Below are 16,654 nucleotides of genomic sequence, written 5' to 3' on the forward strand. Positions count from 1 at the left end.
GGGGCGGCCGGTCGAACTCCCGTCAACATGTGCACAGGTGCTGACATGTTGAGTATGATGTCGGGGTCGTCGCACCGCCGACCCAGCGAGGGACGCCATGCTCTCCGTGCTGCGCCACCGCACCTACCGCCGCCTCTTCGCCGCCCAGGTGATCGCCCTGGTCGGCACGGGACTGGCGACAGTCGCGCTCAGCCTGCTCGCCTTCGACCTCGCCGGCGCCGACGCCGGTTCGGTGCTCGGCACCGCGCTGGCGATCAAGATGGTCGCCTTCGTCGGCCTCGCGCCGGTGTTCGGCGCCTGCGCCCACCGGCTGCCCCGGCGGCTGCTGCTGGTCGGCGCCGACCTGATCCGGGCCGCGACCGCGGTGGCGCTGCCCTTCGTCACCCAGGTCTGGCAGGTCTACCTGCTGATCTTCCTGCTGCAGGCCGCCTCGGCCGCCTTCACCCCGGCGTTCCAGGCCGTCATCCCCGAGGTGCTGCCCGCCGAGCGCGACTACACCCGCGCGCTCTCGCTCTCCAGCCTCGCCTACGACCTGGAGAGCCTCTTCAGCCCCGCGCTCGCGGCCGGCCTGCTCACCCTGGTCAGCTACCACCAGCTCTTCCTGGGCACCATGGCCGGCTTCCTCGGCTCGGCCGCTCTGGTCGTCTCGCTGGCGCTGCCGAAGCCGCTGCGGGCGGCCGTCCCGGGCGGCGTGCTGGCCCGGGCCGGCCACGGCGCCCGGCTCTTCTGGGGCGCCGCGCGGCTGCGGGCGCTGCTCGCCCTCGAACTCACGGTGGCCGCGGGCGGCGCGGTGGTCTTCGTCAACACCATCGTCTACGTCCGCGACCACCTGCACCGGGCAGCCGCCGACGTGCCGTTCGCGCTGGGCGCCTACGGGGCGGGGTCGATGACGGCCGCCCTGCTGCTGCCCCGGGTGCTGGAGCGGACCGGGGAGCGCGGCGTGATGCTGCCCGCCGGGTGCGCCATCACCGGGCTGCTGCTCGGGCCGCTGGTGGCGATCACCGCCGGCGGGCAGGGCAGTTGGCGGTGGCCGGCCCTGCTCGCCACCTGGGCCGCCCTCGGCGCGGCCTGCGCCGTGGTCAACGCCCCGGCCGGGCGGCTGATCCGGCGCTGCACCGCGCCCGAGCAGCGGGCCGACGCCTTCGCCGCCCAGTTCTCGCTCTCGCACAGCTGCTGGCTGCTCAGCTACCCGCTGGCCGGCTGGCTCGGCGCGCGGGCGGGCCTGCTCACCGCCGACCTGGCGCTGGGCGCGCTCGCCCTGGCCGGCACCGTCTGCGCCGTGCGGCTCTGGCCCGCGCGGATCGAGCAGGACGGGCCGGACGGGCCGGACGGGTGGGACGGGCCGGACGGGCGCGGCACCAGCCGCACCCGGTCGGCGACGGCGGCGCCCCGCTACCCGGCCTTGGCGAGGGCCGGCTCCAGCGCGTCGACCACCCGTCGGACGTCGTCCTCGGTGGTGCGCCAGTTGCTGAACGCGGCCCGCAGCGCCGGGACCTCCTGGTAGACGGTGGGGGTCAGGAAGACCTCCTGGCCCACCGCCCGGGCCAGCGCGGCCAACCGCTGCTCGGTCGGCCGCTCGGCGAGGGTGAAGCAGACCACGTTCAGCCGCACCGGTGCCAGCAACCGCAACCCGGCCAGGCCCGCCACCGCCTCGCCCAGCGCCCGCGCGCCGGCCACGCACCGCTCGACGATCTCCTGGTGCCCGGCCCGCCCGTACGCCCGCAGCGTGAACCAGGCGGCCAGCGCGCGCAGCCGGTGCGAGTTCTCCGGGGTGAGGTGGACCAGGTCGGGCTCCGCGCCCCGCGCGACGCCCGGGCCCGCGGCCGGGGAGGGGCTCAGGTAGGCGGCGGAGTTGCGGAAGACCCGCGCCTGCAGGTCCTGGCGGCGGCTGAACTGCACCGCGCTGTCGTACGGGACGTTCAGCCACTTGTGCAGGTCGACGCAGATCGAGTCGGCCAGGTCCAGACCGTCGACCAGGTGCGCGTGGGCCGGGGAGAGCGCGGCGAAGGCCCCGAAGGCGGCGTCCACGTGCAGCCAGAAGTCGTGGCGCTCGCGCAGCGCGGCGATCGCCCGCAGGTCGTCGAAGTCGACGGTGTTGACCGTCCCGGCGTTGGCCACCACCACGCACGGGCCCGGCTGCCGGGCCAACTCGCGCTCCAGCGCGGCCACATCGACCGCCTCGCGCCCCGGCAGGGTCGCCACCGGCAGCAGCGCGCCGCGCCCCAGGCCCAGGATCGAGAGCCCCTTGGCGATGCTGGAGTGCGCCGCCCCCGACAGCACCCGCACCCGGCCGAGCGCGGCCACCCCGTCCTCGGCCGGGCTGACGCCCAGCCGCTCCCCCAGCCACTCGCGGGCGATCGCCAGGCCGACCGTGTTGGACATGGTGGCACCGCTGACCAGGGTGCCGTGCTGGGCCGCGGAGAGTCCGAAGCACGCGCGCAGCCAGCCCACGGTCTCCCGCTCCAGTTGCTGCCCCGCGGGGTCCAGCGAGGAGTTGGAGTTCTGGTCGAGCGTCGCCGTCAGCCAGTCCCCGGCCAGCGCGGCCGGCGTCACCCCGCCGGTGACGAAGCCGAGGTAGCGCGGCCCTGCGCTGCCCGACAGGCTCCCCTCCCAGCGCGCCGTGAACTCCGCCAGCGCGCCGCGCAGCCCGATGCCCGGCTCGGGCAGCGGCACCGGTGCGGGCGGCTCGCCCTCGGGCAGCACCGGCCGCCCGTCGAGCCCGGTCAGGAAGGCGGCGGCGTGCTGCCGCGCCTCCTCCAGCAACTGCGGCAACAGCTCCAGATCGGACCTGAGTTGCGGGTGCACCCGGAACCTCCTCGCTCGGCGGCCGAGCGGCCGCACGCCGACGCTACCGAGGCCTGGCCCACCCGTCCGGGGCCACTCGCGGGAAATTGGACCGTTCCGTTCCGCTCGCGGCGGCATAATCGTGCGGGAACCCACCAGTCCTGGAGGTACCGGCCCATGAAGCTGGCAGAGGCCCTGACCTTGCGTGCGGACGCCGTCCGCCGTGTCGAGCAGTTGCGCGCCCGCGTCGTGGGCAGCGCCCGCTTCCAGGAGGGCGAGGAGCCCGCCGAGGACGCCGCCGAACTCCTCACCCAGTGCGGCGAGGTGCTGGACGAGCTGGAGTCGCTGATCCGTCGGATCAACCGGACCAACTCCACCGCGGTGGTCGAGGGCGGCGGCAGCCTCACCGACGCGCTGGCCCGGCGCGACGTGCTGCGGCTGCGCCACTCGGTGCTCACCAGCGCGGCGGACGCGGCCGTCGGGCAGCGCGGCGCCGTGCGGCAGCTGCGCTCCGAGCTGCGGATGCTCTCCGCCGTGCCGGTCGCGCAGCTGCGCACCCAGGCCGACCAGGTCGCCCGGGAGCTGCGCGAACTCGACGTCCGGATCCAGCGGACCAACTGGGAGGTCGACCTGGTCGACTGACCGGAACAGGGCTGCGCTGTGGAGCAGGTAGCCGTACACGGAGGCGTGCACAGCCGCGGCCGGCGGTGAAACCGGCCACTGGCGCGCGAAGAGCAGCGCAGGGGTTCGATTCCCCGGTGACCGAGCAGCTCAGCACCGCGCACAGGTGATCGCGCACAGCGCACAGCACACCACCACGTGCAGATCCGTGACGGCGAGGGCGGGTTCGGGGATTCCACAGCGCGGCACCTGCCGCTTGTCAGCTGCTTGTCCGCTGCCTGTCCACTGCTTGTCCACTGCTTTCCGGCATGACCTACCACCGCACGCGGAGGGAACCGAAGATGTCCGAAGCACCCACCAGGGACCAGGCGGCCGAGGCCGTCGTGCTCGACCGGCGCGAAGGCCCGTACGGCGAGGTGGTGCTGCGCCGGCGGGGCGCGGACCACGAGATCATCGCCAACGGCTGCTTCCTGATGGACACCGCCGACGGGCGCTCGGAGCGGCTGCTGGTCGACGCCGCGCTGGACCGGCTGACCGCCGAGCACCCCGCGGTGCTGATCGGCGGCCTCGGCGTGGGCTTCTCGCTCGCGCACGCGGCGGCCCAGCCGCGCTGGGGGCGGATCGCGGTGGCCGAACGGGAGTCGGCGATCATCGACTGGCACCGCGGTGGGCCGCTGGCCGCGATCTCGGGCGCGGCGCTGGCCGATCCCCGGGTGGCCGTGCTGCACACCGACCTGGTCGCCTACCTGGCCACCACCGAGGACCGCTACGACGCCCTCTGCCTGGACATCGACAACGGCCCCGACTGGACGGTCACCGAGGCGAACGCCGGCCTCTACGGCCCCGCCGGCCTGGCCGCGGCCCGGGCCCGGCTGAATCCGGGCGGCATCCTCGCGGTCTGGAGCGCGCAGCCCTCACCCGCCTTCGAAGCCGCCCTGCGCGCGGCCGACTTCACCGAGGTGCGCACCCTGGAGATCGCGGTCAGCCGCGGCGTGCCGGACGTGGTGCACCTGGCCCGCCGCGCCTGACCATACGTCAGCGACTGTTCGTTCAGGCCACGGTGGGGGTGCGCAGCGAGGCGAGGGCCTCCGCGTAGAGGGCCTCCTTGATCTCGGCCCGCACCGGCTTGCTCTTGGCGGCCAGCGGGCGGGCCAGCTCCACCGCGGCGGCGGTCAGCTCCTCGGCGTCCGCCACCGCCTGAACGATGCCGGCGGCGAGCGCCTGGGCACCGCCGTAGCGGCGGCCGAAGGTCATCAGCTCGTGCGCGGTCTGCGGGGCCAGCCGGGCCCGGATCAGGTCCGACATGCCGCGCTGGAAGGGCAGGTCGAGGTCGACCTCGGGCAGGCAGAAGAAGCCCCGGTCCGCGCGCATCACCCGGGCGTCGTGGGCCAGCGCCCACATCGCGCCCGCGGCGAAGGTGTGCCCGTTGAGCGCGGCGACGGTGACCACCGGCGAGGCCAGGGTGCGGGCCAGCAGGACGTGCACCCGGTCCAGGTAGGCCGCGTACTGGTCGCCGTGGCTCAGCAGCCAGTCCAGGTCGAGGCCGGTGGACCAGAACTTGCCGCCGCCCGCCGTGACCAGCGCGCGGGGACCGGTCGCGGCCTCCACCTCGTCGAGCGCCGACTCCACCGCGGCCAGCCAGTCGGGGTGGAAGCGGTTCTCGTCGTCCGCGTCGAGGCGCAGGACGAAGACCTCGCCGTCGCGGTCCAGCTCGGGCATGTGGGTGCTCCTGTCGGCCAAGGGGTGGGTGGGGCGGGGGTGGGGCGGGGGTGCTGCGGGCGGGTTGCGGGGCCGGGTCGCGGAGGGCGGCGCGGTCAGGGCCGGTGCGGCGGCGGGTCCAGCGTCAGCCCTGTGAGCTCACCGGCCTGGTAGGCCGCCGCGATCGCCCGCCGCTGCAGCTTGCCGCTGCTGGTCCTGGGCAACTGGCCGGGGCGCAGGTAGTGCACGTCCTCGGCCCGCACCGTGACGCCGATGGTGGTGACCAGGTGCTCGACGATCCTCGCGCGGCTGCCCGCGATGTCCTCGCGCGCCTCGCGCTCCACCTCGGTCAGCACCACGATCACCCCGTCGATCTGGGCCACCGCCGTCCGACCGTCGCGGACGAACGGGAGCTGCTCCAGGGCCTGTTCGAAGTCGGCGGCGAACAGGCTCTGACCGTTGACCTTGATCCGGTCGCTGATCCGGCCGGTGATGAAGAGCTCACCGCCGTCCAGGAAGCCGATGTCACCGGTGGCGTACCAGCCCTCCGCCGCGGCCAGCGGGAGCGGCTGGTCGAAGTAGCCCGTGGCCAGGGTGCCGCCGGCCAGCTCGACCTCGCCCAACTCGCGTTCCCCGCACGGGCGTCCGTGCTCGTCGCGGAGCCGGGCGGTGAACTCCGCCAGCACCGGGCCCACCGAGATGGCCGGCACCCCCGACGGCGCGTCCACCACCCGGATCTCGCTGCCCACCGGGCGGCTGGCGACCAGCAGCACCGCCTCCGCCATGCCGTAGCAGGGCATGAAGACGTCGCGCCGCAGCCCGGCCGGTGCCATCAGGTCCAGGAAGGCGTTCAGGTTGGGCAGGTTGATCGGCTCGCTGCCGAGGTAGATCGAGCGCAGCCCCGACAGGTCGAGTTCGGCGAGTTCCTCCGGGTCGAGGTCCTGCATCAGCTTGAGCGAGTAGTCCACCGCGAAGTTGGGGATCACCGTGCCGATCACGTGCTCCCGCGCCATCTGCTCCCACCAGCCGCGCGGGTCGAAGAGGAAGGTCACCGGCTCGGCGAGCAGCAGGTCGCAGCCGATCGCGAAGCAGGAGAGCAGCCCGCCGACCAGGCCCATGTCGTGGTAGAGCGGCAGCCAGCTGCTGACCCGCTCCTGCGGCGCCCGGCCGTCGGTGCGAGTGATCATGGCCAGGTTGGCCCGGAGCCGGTCCTGGCGCACCGGTATCCCCTTGGGGAAGGAGGTCGAGCCGGAGGAGAACTGGACGAAGGCCAGTTCGTCGTCGGCCGGGGTGCGCAGCCGGGCCCCCGGCGTGGTCGTCCCCGCGGGCGGCAGCGGCAGTGGCAGCGCCCCCGTCGGCAGGTCCAGGCCGGCCAGGGTCGGGACCAGCAGGATCCGGGCCGCCGTGAAGTCCCCGGCGATCCGGGCGAGGAACTCCTGGTAGGCGTCCCGGGGTTGGTTCAGCACGTACGGCTTGACCGAGAGCGGCACCGCGCCGATCTCCATCAGGCCGAGGAAGGCGAAGACCACCGCGGCGCTGGTCTCGAACGGGAAGAGCACCCGGGTGCCCGGCTCGATCCCCTGCGCCCGGAAGAAGTCCGCGTAGCCGGCCACCTGCTCGGGGAAGTCCCGGTAGGCGGTGAACTCCGGCCGCTCGCCGAACTTCTCGTACAGGTGCAGGCCCCGCTCGGGCGGGCACTGCTGGTTGCGCTGGATGTGCTCAAGCACCGCTGGACCCTCTCCTGGCCGCTGTTCGGCGGCCCGCATCTTGACGGACGGTCAACTCACCGCGGCCGCGGCCGCCAGGAAGTCCTGCAGCGTCACCAGGCAGCGCTGCTCGGCGTCCAGGAAGGCCACCGTGACCAGCGCGTCCACCGCCGGGTCCGCCGCTCCGGGCAGGTGGACGCGCTGGCGGAACCGGGCCCGGAAGGTGAGGCCGTCCTCCTCGAACTCCTCCTCGCCCGGCTCGTCGAGCAGGGTGGTGACCTCGACCTGGCCGCGCGGGATCTCGGCCCGGTAGTCGATCTCGGTGCGGGCGACCACGGCGATCAGCCGCTCGCCGTGCACCAGGCCCTGCCGGGTGAGCCAGTCCCAGCGCCCGGCCTCCAGGTATTCGAGCGCGACCGCGTTGTTCACGTGGCCCAGCGCGTCGAGGTCATTGGGGCGCACCGGCAGGGTCAGCCGTGTTTCGCCGAAGTACATGTCGGACCGCCCGATCGATCGTGTTGCGGAAACGGTTCGCCCGGCCGGCCGTACCGGTGACCAGGACCACGGCGGAGACGAAGCCGCCGCTGTGCGAGAGGGAGACGCTCACCTGCGGCCGGCGGTGCGCCAGTTCGTCGGCCAAGGCGCCGCGGAGCCGGAAGCCCGGGGCGCCCCGCCCGTCGTGCACCAGCTCCGCGTCCGTCCAGAACCACGGCCGCGCGGTCGGCGGGAGGGCCTTGAAGAGCGCCTCCTTCGCCGCGAAACCGCCCGCCAGGCTCTGCGGCGGCACCGCGGAGGCGGCGAAGTGCCGCAGCTCCGCGGCGGTGAAGAAGACCTCGGGCGCGCTCAGCGCCGCGGCTGCCGCCACCTCGCTGACCAGTTGGAGGTCGTGCCCCAGGCCGATCAGCTCCCGACGAGATCCAGCCAAGTGTCCTCGACCTCGTCGCGGGAGTGGACCTCGATCCCGGTGATCTTCTTCAGGGCGCCGCAGATCAGCTGCTCCTTCTTCTCCAGCGCCTCGGGACGGTAGTCGGTCTCCGCGGTGTCGAGGTGGTCCCACCAGTTCACGTGGGTGCCGCGGTCCTCCTTCTGCTCCCGGGCGCTGCCCTGCAGCTCGCCGTCCTCGCGCAGGAAGAGGTGCGCCACCGCGAAGGCGTCCTTGGCGTGGTACTCGCCGCTGTCCACCAGTGCCTTGGCGAAGGAGATGAAGTAGTTGCGGTGCTGGATCTCGTCGGCCGCCACCTGCTTGAAGATCCGGCGCAGGCCCGGGTCCTGGACGACCTGCTGGCACTGCCCGTAGTTGACCGCGGCCGTGATCTCGGAGATCGCGAGCAGCATCAGGGTGCGCAGCATGTCGTCGTCGGGGAAGACCTGGCGGAAGGCGATGAAGGTCTCGTCCGAGATCGGCTCCATCCCGCTGAGGTCGGCGAGCCGGTTGAAGACCGTCTCGTGGTGCGCCTCTTCCTCGTTCCAGTAGCGGCTCCAGGTGCCGCAGGCCTCCATGATCGAGGCGACCGCCGGGTTCGTCCCCTGCCAGCGGCGGCACTCCGCCTCCGCCTGGCGCTCCAGCCGGTCGGCGCCCGGCTTGGTGGTCAGCTCGGCCCGGCCGGCGTTCCAGACCAGGTTGCGGTCGATCGGCGTCAGCGCGTCCAGGTCGACGTCGGCCAGCAGCTCGACGACGCTCCAGCGGCGTGACTCGTGCAGACGCTGCTGCTCCCAGGTCACGTCGACCAGGGACATGCCGCGCTCGGTCACCGCGTCGTAGAGGTCGGTGATGATGGCGGGCGGCGCGGTGGCGGCGTTCCGCGCACCGCCGCTCGCGGCTCCGGCACTCGTGGCCTCGGCATTGGTGGCCTCGGCACTCGTGGCTTCGACGATGCTCATCCGGCCGCCTCCTGCTGCCGCTCGAACTCCTCCAGGAAGACCTTCAGCACCGCCGCCGTCGACGTGTCGAGCGGCAGCGCGGGCAGTCGCACCCGCACGCCGTAGTCCTTGCGGAGCGCGTTCGCGGTCCGGGCGAACGCCTCCATGAGATCGATGCTGTTCGTCATTTTCGGGCTGCGGCCGATCACCGCGGCCAACGTCACGTCATCGGAGAACAGTTGCTCGTCTGTGAGGCCCGCATACTCGGCGAACTTCTGCCGAATGTAGGCCTCCACCCCCTGGGTCACCATGCTGCAGAACGATACCGTCGCCGACACCACTCGCCAAGTGGGGATTCTCACATGGGCAGTTGACGGACCGTCAGATATTTATCCGAGCTGATGTCAATGGCACTGTGTTAACTTGAGGTGAAAAGCATCCACCCTCGGCCGCGCACCGGGGCAACTGAATGGCCGTCAAGTCGAGTGCCAATTGCTTTCCGTCGACTTTCCGCATGCTAACTGTCAGTCCTGCGGACCGTCGCGGCGGCCAGGACGGCCACCGCGCAGGCGAAGCCGATCGCCAACTCCCAGGTGTGGCGGGCGCCGCCGAGCCGGTCGGCGCCCGCCGAGCTCAGCACGGAGACGGTCAGCGCGGTGCCGAGGACGGCGCCGAGCTGGCGGAAGGCGGCGTTGGCCGCGCTCGCGGTGGCCAGCCGCGCGGGCTCGACGCCCGCCAGCGCGACCCCGCCCAGCACCGGCCAGACCAGGCCGGCGCCGAACCCCATCACCGCCGCTCCTGGCAGCCAGTGGGTGACGAAGTCCGGTTGCCGGCCGCCTCCCCAGAAGAGCAGCAGCGTGCCGCAGACGTAGACCAGGCAGCCGGCGATCACCACCAGGCGGTCACCGAACCGCTCGGCCAGCCGGACCGCCGGCCTGGCGATCAGCGCGGTGGCGATCGGCGGCGGGGTGGTGGCCAGACCCGCCGTGATCAGCGACCAGCCCCAGTGCTCGGTGAGGAAGAGGATGTTGTTCAGGATCACGGCGTAGAAGGTCACCGAGAAGAGCATCGAACCGACGTTGCCGCCAAGGGCGTTGCGCGTGCGGAGCAGGTCCAGGGCGAGCACCGGCGAGCTGTGGCGGGCGCTGCGCAGCACCACCGCCACCGCGAGCACCGCCCCGCCGGCCAGGCAGCCGATGGTGGCCGCGCTCGCCCAGGTCCAGTCCGGCCCCTTGACCAGGCCGAGCGCCAGCAGGCCGAGGGCGGCACCGAGCAGCACCATGCCCAGCACATCGGGCATCGACCCACCGCTCTCGCGCCGCTCGGCCAGCGAGCGGGAGGCCCGGACCGCCAGGATCCCGATCGGGAGGTTCACCAGGAAGACCGCGCGCCAGCTCAGGTCCTCGGCGAGCACTCCCCCGAGCCCGGGTCCGATCCCGGCGGCGAGCGCCGCGGCCGCGCCCCAGATGGTGATCGCCACCAGCCGCCGGGCCGCCGGGAACATCGGCATCAGCAGCGCGAGCGAGGTCGGCACCAGGACGGCGGCGCCCAGTGCCTGGAGCAGCCGGGCGGCGATCAGCACCCCGACCGAGCCCGCGACCCCGCAGAGCACCGATGCCACGGTGAAGGTCACCAGCCCCACCACGAACGAGCGCCGGCAGCCGAACCGGTCGGCCAACCGCCCGGCCGGCATCAGCAGCGCGGCGATCACCACGTTGTAGCCGTTCAGCACCCAGGAGAGGGTGGCCAGGTCGGAGCGGGCGAAGGCCTTGGCGATGTCGGGGAACGCCACGTTCACGATGGTGCTGTCCAGGAACGCCATGAAGGCGCCCAGGCAGCAGAGCAGCACCAGCAGGACCGACGGCTCGGTGCTCGGGCCGTCCGTCGGTGCTAATCGCGGGGGCGCGGATCCGGTCGGCACACTGGCTCCTTCACGGGGCTCGACTGCGGGCACGGGGCCGCGGACCGCCCGGTGCAGGGCGTGCCAGGGCAGCGTGATGCCGCAACTCACCTGCTGGAACGCCTGGTTGCCCAGCCGATCAGCCGCACGCGAACCCCCGCACACCCTGACGGGCCCGATCACCATGCTCGTTGTTACCCGCCAGTGTCAATCCCCCACCCGCGCACCACCCGATCCGGGAGCGGACTGCCCGACAGCGGGCCAACAGCGGTGCGCTACCCGGCGGCAGCCGCAGGCACCAGGCCATCAGCGACCAGGCCGTCAGCGACCAGGCCGGCCAGGACCGCCTGCCCCAGGGCCTGCACCGCGGACTGGGGCCGAACCATCACGGTGAACTCCTTGACCCGGCCCGCCTCGTCGAACTGGAGCAGGTCGATGCCGTGGATCTGCTTGCCGGCCACGGTGGCCCGGAAGGCCAGGATCTCGGAGCGCGCCTCCTCGCCGTCCGCACTGGTCTCGGCCGTCCCCTCGAAGTGCCCGACGTAGCGGAAGTCCTCGAAGGTGCGCAGCAGCACGCCGAAGAGGCCGAGCACCATGGGCTTGCCCTCGAACGGGGTGAACTTCACCGGGCTGTAGAACCGGATGTCCTCGGTGAACAGGTCGTCCAGCGCGGTGAGATCGCTCGTCTCCACCGCGGCGCGGAAGCGTTCGGCCGTCTCCATGGCTCCTCCTGGTGCATCGGATACTCAAGAATGAGATCAGTCATTTTCTTGACTATGATGCGGGGGCGGACAACGGAAGGGAAGGGGCTCCCTCGATGGCCTTGCGACATGCCGTGCTGGCGGCACTGCTGGACGGCGAGTACAGCGGATACCAACTGGCGAAGGCGTTCGACGTCGGCGTCGCGAACTTCTGGCACGCCCTGCCCCAGCAGTTGTACGCCGAGCTGGCCAAGCTGGAGGGGGAGGGGCTGGTCGAGGGTCGGCAGGTGGTCCAGGAGACCCGGCCCAACAAGCGCCTGTTCCACGTCACCGACGCTGGTCGCGCCGAGCTGGAGCGGTTCGCCGAAGCCGCCTCGAAACCCTCGTTCATCCGCGACGACCTGCTCGTCAAGGTCCACAGTGCCGACCGGATCGGCACCGCTCCGGTGATCGAGCAGCTCCAGGAGCGGGCGACCGCGGCCGAGGGCAAGATCGAGCTCCTCGCCGCGATGCTGCGGCAGTTGCGGGGCGACCTGGACGAGGACGAGTACCTTCGCCGCGGCGAGCGGATCGGGCCGTACCTGACCTGCCTGCGCGGCCTGTCCTTCGAGCAGGAGCACCGGGACTGGTGCCTGCGGATCGCCGCCGTCCTGCGGGAGCGGCAGGCAGCTCGTACCGACCGCTGACCAGCCGTGCCGGGCCGCCGCGCGGCACGCGGCACGCCGTCAGCGCCCCTTCGTGGCGGCCGGGCGCTCCCGCCACCGGTCCCCCGTCACCGCTCCCCCGTCACCGCTCCACCATCACCGTGATCTGTTCGAGCGGGCCGCACGCGCCCTGGCCGCCAAGCCGTCGGCGCCGCAACGGGCGGCCAACTCCGCTCCCCGGTCGAGGAACGCGACCGCGTCGAGCGACCGGTCGGACCCGAGCAGCGCCACCCCGAGATCGACCAGCGCGAGGGCGTGCTCATAGCCGGCCGGGGACCGCTCCAGCAGCCGGACGGCCTCCTCCAGCATCACCACGGCCCGCGGCCCGTCATGGACCGCCGCACACAGCCGCAGCGCACTGCCGATCGCCGAGTCCACGCCGAACTCCTCGGCACGGCGCACCGCCTCCGCGGCGAGCTCCCGGGCCCGGTCCGGCTCCTGGGCGGCCACCGCGAGCGCCAGGTGTCCGGTCCACGGCGCCCACACGGTGTTGCGCCAGCCCCGCGCGTCCAGGGTGGCTCCGGCAGCCGCCAGCGCCGCCGCCGCGGCCACCGATTCGCCCCGCGCCAGCAGCAGCCTGCCGTACAGGGTGGGGGCATCCGGTAGCACCATCACCGTGGGGTACGGCGGACCGAACGAGTACCGCGTGGCGAGTTCCCACGCCTCGTCGGTCCTGCCCCGGGCGAGCAGCGTGTCGGCCAACACCCCTACGGCGAACCACTGCAGCGGGATGCCCGGGGCGATGCGCTCGGCCGTGCGCAGGGCGCGCCGCAGGAAGTCCTCCGCCTCGTCGAGCCGGCCGCACCGGAAGTGGAGCAACCCCATCAGGAAGTACGCGAATCCCAGGTGGCCGCCGCTCCACCCGGCCACCTGGTAGGCCCAGATCGCCTCGCCGAACAGGGCCTGCGCGCGGTCGATCCGGTCGGCGTACAGATAGGAGATGCCGAGGATGCCGGGCAGTTCGAAGCCCCAGGTGCTGTTCGTCCAACCGAGCTCCGGCGGGAGCCCGCCGTCCTCGAGGGCGGACTCCGCCAAGGCGATCGCCTCGGTGGCGTCCACGCCTCGCAGCGTGAGGTCCCAGCAGCGCAGCACCGACAGGGCGCCGGCCAGGCTGCCGCCCCCGCTGAACTCCCGGCTGAACGCCTCCAGTCGGCGGGAGCGGCCAGGGCCGTCGTCGTCCCGCGCCTGGAAGGCCGCGAACATGAAGTGCGCCACCTCCAGCCGCAGTCGGCCCGGTCCGGTCGCGGTTCGGGCGGCCTCCTCGGCACACACCGCGGCGGCCGCGCCGAGCTGGTTGCTGTGGGCCAGCGCCTGCGCGAGCCTGAAGGTCGCGTCCACCCGGAGTTCCGGGCCCAGGCCGTCCTGCTCCGCCAGCGCCAGGCGCAGCTGGTTCACCGTGGTGGCGGGATTGGTGAGCAGGGCCGAACAGCCGAGCTCGTAGAGCACCTGGGCCCGGTCCTCGTCGGCCGGCGGCTCGCTCATCGCGCGCTGCAGACAGCGCTGCGCCGCCTCCGGCGCGCCGATGGCCAGGTGCTCGGCGGCTGCCGTGCGCAGCTTGCGCACCGTCTCGTCGTCGCCGTCCGGCAGGGTCTCCAGCAGGTGCCGGGAGGCGGCCAGCAGGCCCAGGCCCGCGTTCTCGATCTCGACGGCGGCGACACCGTGCATGCCGGTGCGGGTGGCGACCGGCATGGACTGGTAGACCGAGGTGGCGATCAGCGGGTGGACGAACTCCAACCGGCCGTCCGAGGTGCTGGTCAGCACCCGGTGCTTGCGCAGGTCCCTGATCGACTCCGCGGCGGCGCCCGGGCCCTGGGCGCAGATGCCGGCCGCGAGCCCCGGATGGATGTCGGTGCCGAGCACGGACGCCGCCCAGGCGAACCGAAGGCTGCTCGGGCCCAGCTTGTCCAGCCAGTGCTTCAGCGTCATCCCCCTTGCCTCAGCGGCGAGTTCACGCAACTGGCCGGAGTTCTCCTCGACCGGGTCCAACCGCTGGTCGCGGACCTCGCGCAGCAGCGCGGTGGTCTCGTACGGGTTGCCTCCGGTGACCGCCCACACCTGGCGGCAGAAGGCGTCCTCGGCGGTGTCGCCCAGCGAGGCCCGGACCAGGCTCGCGACGGAGGCCGGCTGCAACGGGCGCAGCTCGTGCCGCCGGTCGGCCCGGCCCATGACGCTCCGGTGCAGCGCCAGGGCCTGTGCGGGGAACTCGTCACGGCACGCGAAGACCAGCAGCACCGGCAACTCCCGCGCGCGGAGCGCGAACGCCGCCAGCCAGCGCAGCGATTCGAGGTCGGCCCAGTGCAGGTCATCGACGATCAGTACCAACGGTGCCCGGCGCTGCGCGAGTTGGGTGAGGACGAAGTCGAGGCCGTCCCGGACCCCCTGCGGATCGGGTTGCCCACCCGGCGGGAGCAGGCCCACCGCGGGCCCGACGATGTCGTGCCAGGGCCCGAAGACCCGCCGCCGCTCCGCCGCGGCCATCGCCGCGAGGACCGGCTGGAGCAGCTGCCGCACCACGTGGAACGGCTCATTTCGCTGCTGCTCGCCGCCACGGGCGAAGAGCACCGTGCAGCCCTCCCGCTTCGCCGACCGGCGCACCTCGGTGAGCACAGCGGTCTTGCCCAGGCCTGCCGACCCGACGTAGAGCAGCAGTTCACCGATCTCCGCGCCCTCGACCGCCGCACCGGTCCCGGACGCCCGGCACAGGGACCGGATCGCCTCGACCGCCGACCCGATCTCCGGCCCACGCTCGTGCAGGTCGGGCACGGCCGGTGCGCCACCCGCGGCCGGCCCTGACCCGGCGGTGTCGCCGCCGGGTCCGTCGTCCCGCCTCCCTAGCCCATCCTGCTGCTCGGCCACCGCCGTTCCCGCCCCCTCCGCCGCCCCGCACCTCTGGCGCCGAGGTTAGTGGAGCAAGGTGCCCGAGCATCAGCTTCCGGGCGATACCCGCACGCGGCGCGCTTCGCGAAGGCATGATGGCGGGCGACGCCGAACCCACCGCGGGCGCGAACCCACCGCGGGCGCGAGGCCGGCGCTCAGAGCTGATCGAGTTCGCGGGTGAGCCGGGCTCCCTCGCGGGTCATGATCTCCGGGTCGCGCAGCGCGTTGGTGAGCAGGGACATGCCCTGGTAGGCGCCGACGAGCGCCAGGGCGTGGCCCTGGGGGTCGGCGACGCCCAGTTCGCGGTACTGCCGCTCCACCCAGTCCAGCAGCTGACGGATGACCTGACCCACCGCCAGATCGAGCCCACCTTCGGCCCGCTTGTCGAGTTCGACGGCCAGCGTGCCGGTGGGGCAGCCGAAGCGGGCCGCGGTGTCGCGCTCACCGACCCAGGTGTCGACCAGGGCCTTGAGGCGTTCGCGCGGGTCGGGAAGCTGGTCGAGCCGGCCGGTCAGGGCCACCAGGTAGCCGGAGTGCTCGGCGAGGGCGGCCTCGACCAGCTCGTCCTTGGTCTTGAAGTAGTAGTACACGTTGCCCGCGGGGACGTCGGCGGCGCGGGCGATGTCGGCGATGGTCGTGCGCTCCACGCCCTGCTCGTGCAGGACCCGGGCGGTGGCGGCCGTCAGTCGCTGCCGCTTGCCGGCGGCTGCCGCGCGAGGCGGTCGGGATTCTGTTGAGTCAGTCACCCGACTAACTATAGACAGGCGCCCGTCCGACCGTGCTAACGTCTCTCTCGACGGACTAAGTAAGTCAACTAACTCAGACAGACCGAGGAGATCGACATGATCGTGGTGACGGGTGCGACCGGGAACGTCGGACGTGCGCTGGTGGGGCTGCTCACCGAGGCGGGGCTGCCCGTGACGGCCGTGGCGCGACACATCACCGCTGCCGACGTGCCGCCGGGCGTACGGGCCGTGGCCGCCGACCTGGCCGAGCCGGCCGGGCTGCGGCCGGCCTTCGACGGCGCGCGGGCCCTGTTCCTCCTGGTGGCGGGCGAGGACCCGGACGGCATCCTGGCAGCGGCACGGGACGCCGGGATCAGCCAGGTCGTCCTGCTCTCCTCCCAGGGCGCCGGCACCCGCCCGCGGGCCTACCAGCACCCCGCCCGATTCGAGGCCGCCGTGCGGGAGTCCGGACTCGACTGGACCGTGCTGCGCTCGGGCGGGATGGCCACCAACGCCTTCGCCTGGGCCGAGTCGATCCGCACCCGGCGGGGGGCCGAGGCGCCGTTCGGCGACGTCGGCCTGCCCTTCGTCGACCCCGAGGACGTGGCCGCGGTGGCCGCCGCCGCCCTGCGCGAGCCGGGCGCCCACCTGGGCGCCACCCACACCCTGACCGGCCCCGCCTCCACCACCCCGCGCGAGCGGGCGGCGGCCATCGCCGCAGCACTGGGCGAGCCGGTGCGCTTCACCGAGCAGACCCGCGCCCAGGCGCACGAGCAGATGGCCCGCTTCATGCCGCTGCCCGCGGTCGAGGGCACCCTGGCCATCCTGGGCGAACCCACCGAGGAGGAGCAGCGGGTCAGCCCCGACGTCGAGCGCGTCCTGGGCCGCGCGCCGCACAGCTTCGACGCCTGGGCACAGCGCAACGCCCCGGCCTTCCGATGAGCACAGCGGTCGAGGACTTCCTCGCCGAACGGCAGGTGGCCGACCTGACCACCATGCGCCCCGACGGCCCTCCCCACGTGGTCGCGGCGCGCTAAACCTGGTACCGCGTCAGGCCGGACGACAGCAGGTGCCGAAG

The 16,654-nt window shown here is 73.2% G+C and carries 16 protein-coding genes; 5 read left to right on the forward strand and 11 right to left on the reverse strand.

The window, feature by feature from the left end; all coding sequences use genetic code 11:
- The first annotated feature begins 97 nt into the window (after positions 1-97).
- The gene (locus tag OG455_RS18720; RefSeq protein ID WP_266295192.1) at positions 98-1,504 is read left to right on the forward strand and encodes an MFS transporter; all 1,407 of its coding nucleotides are present in this window, start codon (positions 98-100) and stop codon (positions 1,502-1,504) included.
- On the opposite strand, the gene OG455_RS18725 is transcribed toward OG455_RS18720, so the two are convergent.
- Positions 1,393-2,805, reverse strand: coding sequence for a pyridoxal-dependent decarboxylase (locus OG455_RS18725; protein ID WP_266295193.1), 1,413 nt, complete (start codon positions 2,803-2,805; stop codon positions 1,393-1,395). The two genes, OG455_RS18720 and OG455_RS18725, sit on opposite strands and share 112 nt — an antisense overlap.
- Before the next feature lie 156 nt (positions 2,806-2,961).
- On the opposite strand from OG455_RS18725, the gene OG455_RS18730 reads away from it, so the two are divergent.
- The gene (locus OG455_RS18730) at positions 2,962-3,426 is read left to right on the forward strand and encodes a DIP1984 family protein (protein WP_266295194.1); all 465 of its coding nucleotides are present in this window, start codon (positions 2,962-2,964) and stop codon (positions 3,424-3,426) included.
- Between the two features lie 320 nt (positions 3,427-3,746).
- A complete protein-coding gene (locus OG455_RS18735) occupies positions 3,747-4,433 on the forward strand; it encodes a spermidine synthase (RefSeq protein ID WP_266295195.1) in 687 nt (228 codons plus the stop codon).
- A gap of 22 nt (positions 4,434-4,455) precedes the next feature.
- Here the strand turns inward: OG455_RS18735 and OG455_RS18740 are convergent, their stop codons facing one another.
- The 8 genes from OG455_RS18740 to OG455_RS18775 form a co-directional block, all read right to left on the reverse strand.
- Positions 4,456-5,124: an enoyl-CoA hydratase-related protein gene (locus OG455_RS18740; protein WP_266295197.1), complete on the reverse strand. Its 669-nt coding sequence runs from the start codon at positions 5,122-5,124 to the stop codon at positions 4,456-4,458.
- Between the two features lie 95 nt (positions 5,125-5,219).
- The gene (locus OG455_RS18745; protein WP_266295199.1) at positions 5,220-6,830 is read right to left on the reverse strand and encodes an AMP-binding protein; all 1,611 of its coding nucleotides are present in this window, start codon (positions 6,828-6,830) and stop codon (positions 5,220-5,222) included.
- Positions 6,831-6,881: 51 nt separating this feature from the next.
- Entirely contained in the window at positions 6,882-7,271 is a 390-nt protein-coding gene (locus tag OG455_RS18750) for a thioesterase family protein (RefSeq protein WP_266295201.1), read from the reverse strand.
- On the reverse strand, positions 7,258-7,734 hold the full coding sequence (locus tag OG455_RS18755; RefSeq protein WP_266295203.1) for a holo-ACP synthase: 477 nt from the start codon (positions 7,732-7,734) through the stop codon (positions 7,258-7,260). The genes OG455_RS18750 and OG455_RS18755 overlap by 14 nt, the downstream gene beginning before the upstream one ends.
- Complete coding sequence (locus OG455_RS18760; protein ID WP_266295205.1) at positions 7,710-8,690, reverse strand: acyl-ACP desaturase; 981 nt, start codon at positions 8,688-8,690, stop codon at positions 7,710-7,712. The genes OG455_RS18755 and OG455_RS18760 overlap by 25 nt, the downstream gene beginning before the upstream one ends.
- Positions 8,687-8,980 carry a hypothetical protein gene (locus OG455_RS18765; RefSeq protein ID WP_266295207.1) on the reverse strand — a complete coding sequence of 98 codons (294 nt, stop codon included), beginning with the start codon at positions 8,978-8,980 and terminating at the stop codon, positions 8,687-8,689. Before OG455_RS18765 ends, OG455_RS18760 begins: the two co-directional genes overlap by 4 nt.
- A gap of 206 nt (positions 8,981-9,186) precedes the next feature.
- Positions 9,187-10,590, reverse strand: a complete 1,404-nt coding sequence (locus tag OG455_RS18770) for an MFS transporter (protein WP_266295209.1) — start codon at positions 10,588-10,590, stop codon at positions 9,187-9,189.
- 254 nt (positions 10,591-10,844) lie between these two features.
- Positions 10,845-11,291 carry a nuclear transport factor 2 family protein gene (locus tag OG455_RS18775; protein ID WP_266295211.1) on the reverse strand — a complete coding sequence of 149 codons (447 nt, stop codon included), beginning with the start codon at positions 11,289-11,291 and terminating at the stop codon, positions 10,845-10,847.
- A gap of 95 nt (positions 11,292-11,386) precedes the next feature.
- Between OG455_RS18775 and OG455_RS18780 the strand changes: the two genes are divergently transcribed.
- The gene (locus OG455_RS18780) at positions 11,387-11,956 is read left to right on the forward strand and encodes a PadR family transcriptional regulator (RefSeq protein ID WP_266295214.1); all 570 of its coding nucleotides are present in this window, start codon (positions 11,387-11,389) and stop codon (positions 11,954-11,956) included.
- A gap of 114 nt (positions 11,957-12,070) precedes the next feature.
- On the opposite strand, the gene OG455_RS18785 is transcribed toward OG455_RS18780, so the two are convergent.
- Positions 12,071-14,737 carry an AAA family ATPase gene (locus tag OG455_RS18785; protein WP_266295216.1) on the reverse strand — a complete coding sequence of 889 codons (2,667 nt, stop codon included), beginning with the start codon at positions 14,735-14,737 and terminating at the stop codon, positions 12,071-12,073.
- 269 nt (positions 14,738-15,006) lie between these two features.
- Positions 15,007-15,597: a TetR/AcrR family transcriptional regulator gene (locus OG455_RS18790; RefSeq protein ID WP_266295218.1), complete on the reverse strand. Its 591-nt coding sequence runs from the start codon at positions 15,595-15,597 to the stop codon at positions 15,007-15,009.
- A 96-nt stretch (positions 15,598-15,693) separates the two neighbouring features.
- Here OG455_RS18790 and OG455_RS18795 point away from each other — a divergent pair, with 96 nt between their 5' ends.
- On the forward strand, positions 15,694-16,518 hold the full coding sequence (locus OG455_RS18795) for an SDR family oxidoreductase (RefSeq protein ID WP_266295220.1): 825 nt from the start codon (positions 15,694-15,696) through the stop codon (positions 16,516-16,518).
- The last annotated feature ends 136 nt before the right edge of the window (positions 16,519-16,654 follow it).

The sequence above is a fragment of the Kitasatospora sp. NBC_01287 genome (genome assembly GCF_026340565.1).
GTDB lineage: Bacteria > Actinomycetota > Actinomycetes > Streptomycetales > Streptomycetaceae > Kitasatospora.

Excerpts from the sequence above, each read along its gene's own strand:
- OG455_RS18720 (WP_266295192.1), top strand. The coding sequence starts at position 98 with ATGCTCTCCGTGCTGCGCCACCGCACCTACCGCCGCCTCTTCGCCGCC.
- OG455_RS18730 (WP_266295194.1), top strand. The coding sequence starts at position 2,962 with ATGAAGCTGGCAGAGGCCCTGACCTTGCGTGCGGACGCCGTCCGCCGT.
- OG455_RS18735 (WP_266295195.1), top strand. The coding sequence starts at position 3,747 with ATGTCCGAAGCACCCACCAGGGACCAGGCGGCCGAGGCCGTCGTGCTC.
- OG455_RS18740 (WP_266295197.1), bottom strand. The coding sequence starts at position 5,124 with ATGCCCGAGCTGGACCGCGACGGCGAGGTCTTCGTCCTGCGCCTCGAC.
- OG455_RS18760 (WP_266295205.1), bottom strand. The coding sequence starts at position 8,690 with ATGAGCATCGTCGAAGCCACGAGTGCCGAGGCCACCAATGCCGAGGCC.
- OG455_RS18765 (WP_266295207.1), bottom strand. The coding sequence starts at position 8,980 with ATGGTGACCCAGGGGGTGGAGGCCTACATTCGGCAGAAGTTCGCCGAG.
- OG455_RS18775 (WP_266295211.1), bottom strand. The coding sequence starts at position 11,291 with ATGGAGACGGCCGAACGCTTCCGCGCCGCGGTGGAGACGAGCGATCTC.
- OG455_RS18780 (WP_266295214.1), top strand. The coding sequence starts at position 11,387 with ATGGCCTTGCGACATGCCGTGCTGGCGGCACTGCTGGACGGCGAGTAC.
- OG455_RS18795 (WP_266295220.1), top strand. The coding sequence starts at position 15,694 with ATGATCGTGGTGACGGGTGCGACCGGGAACGTCGGACGTGCGCTGGTG.